This window comes from Saccharopolyspora sp. (assembly GCF_017434145.1).
GTDB classification, from domain to species: domain Bacteria; phylum Actinomycetota; class Actinomycetes; order Mycobacteriales; family Pseudonocardiaceae; genus Saccharopolyspora_C; species Saccharopolyspora_C galaxeae.
Genome location: NZ_JAFRFW010000723.1, coordinates 1 through 1,576, shown reverse-complemented (window position 1 = coordinate 1,576; position 1,576 = coordinate 1). Strand labels below are relative to the sequence as shown.

The 1,576-nt window shown below is 70.0% G+C and carries 2 protein-coding genes; both read left to right on the top strand.

Annotated features, from left to right (window positions below):
• Positions 1 to 945 (top strand): Nramp family divalent metal transporter (locus IJH84_RS19660; RefSeq protein ID WP_295147281.1); only part of this gene is annotated, 945 nt, incomplete at its 5' end.
• Position 946: 1 nt separating this feature from the next.
• Entirely contained in the window at positions 947 to 1,465 is a 519-nt protein-coding gene (locus IJH84_RS19655) for a hypothetical protein (RefSeq protein WP_295147278.1), read from the top strand.
• Positions 1,466 to 1,576 lie beyond the last annotated feature (111 nt).

Genomic DNA, 1,576 nt, shown 5'->3' with positions numbered 1-1,576 from the left:
CTGGTGGTCGGCACCACCGTGGTGGCCGCGATGGCGGGCAACCTCAGCGACCTGTCCAGCACGCTGACCGGGATGCTGCACTTCGGCTACTTCCCGCCGGAGGCGATGTCGGCGACCTGGTTCCCCATCGTGGTCGGCTCCGTCGCGTTCGCGGGACCGTCCGGAATGCAGCAGATGTGGTACACCCTGCACCTGCGGGACAAGGGCGCCGGAATGGGCGCGCACATCCCCCGGATCCGCGGCCTGCGGCACGCCGACGAGGAAGAGACGATGCCCTCGCGCGGGTTCATGTTCGACACCGGCGACCCCGCCGAGATGCGCAAGTGGAAGGGCTGGCGGCGGTGGGTCACCTTCGACGCGTTGCTGCTGTTCTGGGGCGTGACCATGCTGGTGACGATCGCGTTCACGGTGCTCGCCCAGTCCGCGGCGCGGCGCAACCCGAACGTCGCCGAGCTGATCGAGTCCGGTGACCGGGACGCCGCGCTGGGTGCCATGGCCGACTCGTTCTCCGCGGCGGGCGGATCCTGGATGGGCTCGGTGTTCCTCGGATTCATCGCGCTGATCGGGCTCAACGCCACGCTCGGGCTGTTCGACTCGTTCTCCCGCGGGCAGGCGGACATGACCCACCACTTCGTGCCGGGCGCACGCAGGTTCCGGATTTCGCACCTCTACGCCGGATTCCTGTGGGGCGTGATCGCCTTCGGCATCCTGGTCCTGCTGTTCGGGCCCGCGGACGGGCCTGCCGCGGTGCTCGACGTGCTGGCATTCCTGTCGACGTTCGCGATGGGCGCGTACTGCGTGGTGCTGCTGCTGGTGAACAACCGGTTGCTACCGCGACCGATCCGGCCGCGGTGGTGGAGCAACCTGATCATCGGGTTCGGCGCGGTTTTCTACCTCGGCATGCTGTTCTACAGCCTGTTCCGCTTCGGCGTGGTCGTGAGCTGAGATGAGCCGCGCCGGAACGAACCGAGCCGAGTGGATCGGGCGCACGGCCGAGATCGCCGTGCCGGGAGCGTTGATCGGGGTGCTGGCCGGAGGTTTCGCAGGGCCGCTCGCGGCGATGGCGCAGCAGCCTCCGATGTGGACGGTGGTGACGACGCTGGCGCTGATGCTGCCGCTGGGCGTCCTCGGCGGCGGGCACGGCGTGCTACTGGTGACCGGGCTGGCGCGGCCCGGGATGTTCGCACCGGTAGCGCTGTACTGGCTCGCCGGTTTCCCGCTGGCCCGCTTGGTGCACGAGGTGGCGACGCGCTGGGTGTTGGGCGGTTCCCCGGGATTGCCGGAGGCACCGCTGGGTTTCCTGCTCTACCAGGCGCTGCTCGGGACCGGGTTCGCGATCGGGTTCCTGTGGCTGCACGAACGGCTGGCGCCGCACTGGTTCCTGCGGATCGCCGCGCGCAACGAACTCGCGCGGTCGCTGCTGCAGCAGTACGTCCAGCAGGTCGAACGGGTTCGCCAGCGCTGATGCGGCGGCGGGTTCTGCCGATGCTGCGCCGAACCCGCCGTCGTCACCGCTAGCCCGCTCCCTGGCGCTGCCGGGGCAACGCCGGGTCCAGGTGCACCGGCAGGCCGACGG